Origin of the sequence: Pseudoalteromonas sp. NBT06-2 (genome assembly GCF_002276045.1) — a bacterium.
Taxonomy (GTDB): Bacteria; Pseudomonadota; Gammaproteobacteria; order Enterobacterales; family Alteromonadaceae; genus Pseudoalteromonas.
The window spans coordinates 49,914-56,189 of sequence record NZ_NQMR01000050.1 but is presented as its reverse complement, the minus strand read 5'-3'; the positions used below and the strand labels follow the sequence as shown (position 1 = coordinate 56,189).

General features: G+C 35.0%; 7 protein-coding genes. 5 read left to right on the top strand and 2 right to left on the bottom strand.

The features are described 5' to 3' along the window. Window positions 1–477: 477 nt before the first annotated feature. Entirely contained in the window at window positions 478–891 is a 414-nt protein-coding gene (locus tag CJF42_RS11765; RefSeq protein WP_095366871.1) for a GNAT family N-acetyltransferase, read from the top strand. Between the two features lie 396 nt (window positions 892–1,287). Here the strand turns inward: CJF42_RS11765 and CJF42_RS11760 are convergent, their stop codons facing one another. After that, window positions 1,288–1,539, bottom strand: a complete 252-nt coding sequence (locus CJF42_RS11760) for a phage tail protein (protein WP_095366870.1) — start codon at window positions 1,537–1,539, stop codon at window positions 1,288–1,290. 462 nt (window positions 1,540–2,001) lie between these two features. Between CJF42_RS11760 and thrS the strand changes: the two genes are divergently transcribed. From thrS to rplT, 4 genes are all read left to right on the top strand, one after another. Then, on the top strand, window positions 2,002–3,912 hold the full coding sequence (gene thrS / locus CJF42_RS11750; RefSeq protein ID WP_095366868.1) for a threonine--tRNA ligase: 1,911 nt from the start codon (window positions 2,002–2,004) through the stop codon (window positions 3,910–3,912). Between the two features lie 64 nt (window positions 3,913–3,976). Then, entirely contained in the window at window positions 3,977–4,537 is a 561-nt protein-coding gene (gene infC, locus CJF42_RS11745; protein ID WP_095366867.1) for a translation initiation factor IF-3, read from the top strand. 227 nt (window positions 4,538–4,764) lie between these two features. Beyond that, the gene (gene rpmI / locus CJF42_RS11740; protein WP_042144088.1) at window positions 4,765–4,965 is read left to right on the top strand and encodes a 50S ribosomal protein L35; all 201 of its coding nucleotides are present in this window, start codon (window positions 4,765–4,767) and stop codon (window positions 4,963–4,965) included. 15 nt (window positions 4,966–4,980) lie between these two features. After that, window positions 4,981–5,340, top strand: a complete 360-nt coding sequence (gene rplT, locus CJF42_RS11735) for a 50S ribosomal protein L20 (protein ID WP_042144090.1) — start codon at window positions 4,981–4,983, stop codon at window positions 5,338–5,340. A 74-nt stretch (window positions 5,341–5,414) separates the two neighbouring features. On the opposite strand, the gene CJF42_RS11730 is transcribed toward rplT, so the two are convergent. Further along, the gene (locus CJF42_RS11730) at window positions 5,415–6,242 is read right to left on the bottom strand and encodes an SDR family oxidoreductase (RefSeq protein ID WP_095366866.1); all 828 of its coding nucleotides are present in this window, start codon (window positions 6,240–6,242) and stop codon (window positions 5,415–5,417) included. Between the last annotated feature and the right edge of the window lie 34 nt (window positions 6,243–6,276).

Sequence of the window (6,276 nt, the reverse complement as noted above, 5' to 3'; positions counted from 1 at the left end):
TAACTCTAAGGCTGCTTTTAATTTTCGTATTGAAATAGGCTCTGCTGGCTTAGTGATCTCTGTTGTGTAAATAAAGAGATAATTATGCAGTGATTAACAATGCAAGATGACGTAATTAGCGGATCATATTTATTGGAAAATTGTGATCAACATCATGAGAATGAGTGTTCAGGTTGGATGAGAATAGGTGAACAGCGTGGGTGAGAATATGCACATAACATAGAAAAACTGAGAAATAGCCTGCATTAAGATAAATAGACCCAATACCAGTCGAAAATACCGCTCAGATACACACAAATATTTATAAAGTGCTTCATTATTTACGGAACAACAGATAAAAAATAAAAATCACCAAAAACGTGGACATTTTTGATTGTTATAATAAATTAATGGCGGTAAAGTATTTCGATTAAAAATAATAATAAAAACGAGTAATTCTTCAGGCTCGTTAGTACTACAGTCACCAATGGAGTTTGAATGAACATTGAAGTATTAGAGAATCCTGCTCAAGAATTAATAGATTACTTAGATAAGAAAATTGATGATTTTAATTGGGCTAATTGGGAAGTAAGTGAACGGCTCCCTCTAGCGATTCAAATCAAAAATGATTTAGGTGAAGTCATTGCGGGGGCAGCAGCACGTACATTTGGTGATTGGTTGCTACTTAATACACTTTGGGTTTCTGAAGAATTACGTGGTCAAGATGTTGGCAGCCAAATTTTAAGAAAAGTAGAAACAGCGGGTAAAGCCCGAGGTTGTGTTAAATGTTTATTAGACACGTTAAATTTCCAAGCTATGCCTTTTTATGAAAAGCATGGTTACACAGTAAAATGGGTTCAAGAAGGCTACCCTAAAACAGGTTGTAAGTATTTCATGGTGAAGGAATTGTAGAACTAAAAAACGCTTCAAAAATGACGTCAAACGCTTGGCTGGCAATCATTCTTTGCTAATTTTAGCCAAGCATTATCCTTATTTTATTCGCCTTTGGGCTAACTCGTTCGTACTAAAAAAACTGATGATATCTTCACAATACATGATATGTTGGCAACAAGGAAAAATACGGATTGTTTTGGGTTTTTCTTGGTTTTAGTTAGGATAGGCAAAAGATAATTATAACCGAGCAGACCAAGGTGTTTTATACAAAAAAAAGCGCGATTAAGCGCTTTTTAGTGATATAGAATTAATTATTTGTTGCAGCTAGTCGTATCAGTCTGGGGTATTCTTGTTCATCATTATACGCTATTTGCCAAGAGATAAACTGCACAGTTTACCTAACCTTTATACCAATTAATTTCTAGAAGGGAATATCCCATGAGTACAAATTATATAGTGAGATTCACCTTTACCATCTGAATCTGGTACTGAGTTCATATTAGGTAAAGCAAATGAGCTTCTTCCATCACCACCATACATCGTACCTAATATAGAGAACATGGCGATATGTTGAGTTATTGAAAGAAGTTCACCATTGCAAAGTAGCCAACCTCGTGGGGCAAAGTTTCCTGCAAATAACTTTATTTCACCTATCATACTTTCCATTTATAACACCTTTTTTCGTTATGATTATTATTTTAGAGCCTAAAGGTACCAGCTCAGTAATTTTTGTTTTTATTTCAGGTACAGTGTTACACGAGGAATACAGAAATGTAAATAAGTGGTTTGTTAGTTTCTTTATAATTATTTTAATTAATAGCGTTATATTTTGATCCAACAATAACATTGCTACTGTTGTCTTGTTCATGATCAATAACGTTACTACCTATGTTTACTTTTTAATCTATCATATTATTTTTATATAAATTGATTTAAAATGTTAGCATAAACTGTACTTCATATAAGCAACTTGATAGTCTTTCTTTTCTAAAAGCAAGTTGTACCAAATTATGTACCAAACTCTGTATGTTTGCATTTAATTTCTAAGTTAACTTGTTGAAATAAATTTATAAATATAAATCTCATGTGATGCATTGTAGGTGTCACCACTGTGGTAAAGGATATATAATGCCAGTAATTACACTTCCAGATGGTAGTCAAAGAGTTTTTGAAAACCCAGTCTCAGTTTTAGATGTTGCAAATGATATAGGCCCAGGCCTTGCCAAAGCAACTGTCGCAGGTCGCATAGATGGTGAACGTGTAGACGCATGTGAAGTTATGACCCAAGACAGCCGTTTGGAAATTATCACCGCAAGAGATGATGATGGTTTAGAAATAATTCGTCACTCATGTGCACATTTACTTGGACATGCTATTAAGCAAATGTTCCCTGATGTAAAAATGGCGATAGGTCCAACTATTGATAATGGGTTTTACTATGACATCGATCTTGAGCACTCAATTACACAAGACGATTTAGATCAATTACAAAAGCACATGACTAAGCTTGCTAAATCTGGCTATCAAGTAGTTAAAAAAGTAGGTTCTTGGCAAGATGCGTATGATGCATTCTCAGAGAGAGGAGAAAGCTACAAGCTTGAGATATTAGATGAAAACATCTCTAAAGATGATACACCTGCGCTTTATCATCATGAAGAGTACATAGATATGTGTCGTGGTCCTCACGTGCCGAATATGAAATTTTGTCAGCATTTCAAAATAATGAAAGTAGCTGGTGCATATTGGCGTGGTGATTCAGATAATAAAATGCTACAACGTGTTTACGGTACAGCTTGGGCAGATAAAAAACAATTAAAAGCTTACATCCAACGTTTAGAAGAAGCGGAAAAACGCGACCACCGTAAAATTGGTAAGGCATTAGATTTATGGCATTGGCAAGAAGAAGCGCCAGGCATGATATTTTGGCATAATGATGGTTGGAACATATACTTAGAACTTGAAAATTTTGTTCGTGAAAAATTACGGCATTATGATTACGAAGAGGTAAAAGGTCCATTAATGATGGATCGTTCTCTTTGGGAAAAGTCAGGCCATTGGGATAAATATTCTGATGCAATGTTTACAACAACATCAGAGAAGCGTGAATACGCAATTAAACCCATGAACTGTCCAGGACATGTTCAAATTTTTAATCAAGGACTAAAATCTTATCGTGATTTACCATTACGGATGGCTGAGTTTGGTTGCTGTCACCGTAATGAGCCATCAGGTGCTTTACATGGCTTAATGCGTGTTCGTGGCTTTACACAAGATGATGCACATATATTCTGTACAGAAGAGCAAATAATGGAAGAAGTATCAGCTTGTATCAAGATGGTCTATGATACTTATGAAACTTTTGGTTTTGACAACATTGTTGTTAAATTATCAACTCGCCCTGAACAGCGTATTGGTGATGATGAGACTTGGGATAAATCAGAACTAGCACTTGCAGATGCATTAAAAGCAAATGATATTGAATTTGAATATTTACCAGGAGAAGGTGCATTCTACGGTCCTAAAATTGAATTTACGCTTTACGATTGCTTAGGCCGAGCTTGGCAATGTGGTACGGTGCAATTAGATTTCGCATTACCGGATCGTTTAGGAGCAACTTATGTTGCTGAGAATAATGAACGTCGTACTCCAGTAATGATCCACAGAGCAATTTTAGGGTCACTTGAGCGTTTTATTGGTATTTTAACAGAAGAGTATTCTGGTAAATTTCCAACTTGGTTAGCACCAAAACAAGTTGTTGTTATGAATATTACTGATAAACAAGCTGGTTTTGCGCAAGAAATAGTAAATAAATTGAATAAAAGTGGATTTAGAGCCAAATCGGACTTGAGAAATGAGAAGATAGGCTTTAAAATTCGCGAGCACACTTTAAAGCGTATTCCTTACCTGCTTGTTGTTGGTGACAAAGAAGTAGAACAAAACGAAGTTGCTGTTAGAACTCGTTCAGGTGAAGATTTAGGTAAATTTAAAATAGATGAATTTATTAGTAAATTAAGTGATGAAGTAAAAAACAGAACTTAATGTAGTAACATAAAAAAGTGATGCGATATTAAAAAAAAAAATATCGCATTTATTTATACATTTTTTGGAGGAAGGTCCCATTAGAGGCGGCAAAAAAAATCAACAAGCAACTCAAAAGCATAAGCTCAACGATGATATTACTGCTAGAGAAGTAAGATTAATTGGTCTGGATAATGAAAAAATTGGCGTTGTAACGCTTGCTGAAGCATTTGCAAAAGCAGATGAAAGCGGCGTTGATTTAGTTGAAATTAGCCCTAATGCCGAGCCACCAGTATGTAGGGTGATGGATTACGGCAAATTCTTGTTCGAAGAAAGCAAAGCTCAAAAAGAACAAAAGAAAAAACAAAAGCAAGTCCAAATCAAAGAAATCAAATTCCGTCCAGGTACTGACGAAGGTGATTACCAAATCAAGTTACGTAACTTAATTAAGTTTCTTGAAGCAGGTGATAAAGCTAAAATTACTATTCGTTTCCGTGGACGTGAAATGGCACACCAAGACATTGGTATTACTTTATTAAATCGTATCAAAGACGATTTACAAGAGATAGCACAAGTAGAGTCATTCCCTAGACGTGCAGAAGGCCGTCAAATGGTTATGATGATGTCTCCAGTAGCTAAAAAATAATTTTAGTGCGCAAGCACTAAAAGCTAAATTTAAATGAGGTATACAAGTTAAGATGCATTTTTAATACGTCTTCACCTGATTTAACCGGCCTATAAAAGTAATGTTGTATTTAGCAAGCTAAATACAACATTCGCCGGAATTCGTAGTAAGTTTGGCCATACAAGTGATAATCTTCGCATTATCCGCCTGCTTACTTTATATAACGCAATACATTTGGAGTTATTGCAATGGGCTATAAGCTTAAAAGCCATAGTGGCGCTGCTAAGCGTTTCAAAAAAACTGCTTCTGGTGGTTTTAAACGCAAACAATCGCATCTTCGTCATATTTTGACTAAGAAATCTTCTAAGCGTAAGGCACACTTACGTCCTAAGACAATGGTTCATAAAAATGATCATGGTCTTGTTTCACGTATGCTACCATTCGCTTAATAGAGGTTTTTAAAAATGGCAAGAGTTAAACGCGGTGTTATCGCACGTCAACGTCACAAAAAAGTATTAAAACAAGCTAAAGGCTATTACGGAGCACGTTCACGTGTTTATCGTGTAGCTTTTCAGGCAGTAACTAAAGCAGGTCAGTACGCTTATCGCGATCGTCGCGCTAAAAAACGTACTTTCCGTCGCCTTTGGATTGCACGTATCAATGCTGCTGCACGTCAAAATGGTCTTTCTTACAGCCGTTTCATTAACGGTCTTAAGAAAACTTCTGTAGAAATCGATCGTAAGATCCTTGCAGATATCGCTGTTTATGACCAAGTTGCTTTCACTGCTTTAGTAAATAAAGCAAAAGAAGGTTTAGCTGCTTAATCTTTTTTGATTAAAAGCTGTAAAAAGGGAGCCTTGGCTCCCTTTTTTGTTTTTAATAAGCTTTCAATTTATAATTATTTACTTTTATACAATAATTTATCTAGCATATTGGTTGAAATAAAACGTTTTAAATAGCCAAAAATATAGGTTGGAAATGTCACATAATATCTGGGTTTCGCCTTTTTACTTTCTATCGCATGATATAAACATTTATAAACAGCCTCAGGCTCTAGTGTGAAAGCACTGGTTTTTGTTGGTTTTTCTAATCTTTGCTGTTGTAATAAATAATTATCTTTGTGATAACTGTTATCCGCATCTATATATTTATTAAATGCTTTTAACGCGTTTATTCTAAATTGTGATTTAATAGGACCAGGTTCAATTAAGCTGACTTGTATATTAGTATCTTTTAGTTCCATTCTTAAGGTATCTGTTAACCCTTCTAAAGCAAATTTACTGGCATTATAGGCACCACGATAAGGCAGAGCGATTAAACCTAATACAGAGGAGTTTTGAATGATACGACCTGTGTTTATTTGTCGCATATGCTTTAATGCTAATATTGTTAATTCATGCCAACCAAACAAATTTGTTTCAAATTGTTGCCTAAGCACATTAGTAGGTAAGTCTTCTACTGCTCCAGGTTGTCCATATGCGCCATTATTAAATAAAATATCTAATCTGCCGTTGAGTAACTCTAAAGCTTGTTTAAAAGCTTGCACAATACTTTGACTATTAGCTAAATCTAATTGGATACATTGCAAACCTAAAGATTGTAACTTATCAACATCGCTTTGCTTCCTACAACTGGCAATTACATTGAAACCTTGCTCATTGAGTTTTTTAGCGCAGTATAAGCCTATACCTGTAGAGCAGCCAGTTATTAAAATAGACTTTTTCATATTTTCCTTTATTGATTAGCTTATAAAAATCAAA

Coding starts and splice junctions, on each gene's coding strand:
- thrS (WP_095366868.1), top strand. CDS start 2,002: ATGCCAGTAATTACACTTCCAGATGGTAGTCAAAGAGTTTTTGAAAAC.
- rplT (WP_042144090.1), top strand. CDS start 4,981: ATGGCAAGAGTTAAACGCGGTGTTATCGCACGTCAACGTCACAAAAAA.
- CJF42_RS11765 (WP_095366871.1), top strand. CDS start 478: ATGAACATTGAAGTATTAGAGAATCCTGCTCAAGAATTAATAGATTAC.
- CJF42_RS11730 (WP_095366866.1), bottom strand. CDS start 6,242: ATGAAAAAGTCTATTTTAATAACTGGCTGCTCTACAGGTATAGGCTTA.
- CJF42_RS11760 (WP_095366870.1), bottom strand. CDS start 1,539: ATGGAAAGTATGATAGGTGAAATAAAGTTATTTGCAGGAAACTTTGCC.
- rpmI (WP_042144088.1), top strand. CDS start 4,765: ATGGGCTATAAGCTTAAAAGCCATAGTGGCGCTGCTAAGCGTTTCAAA.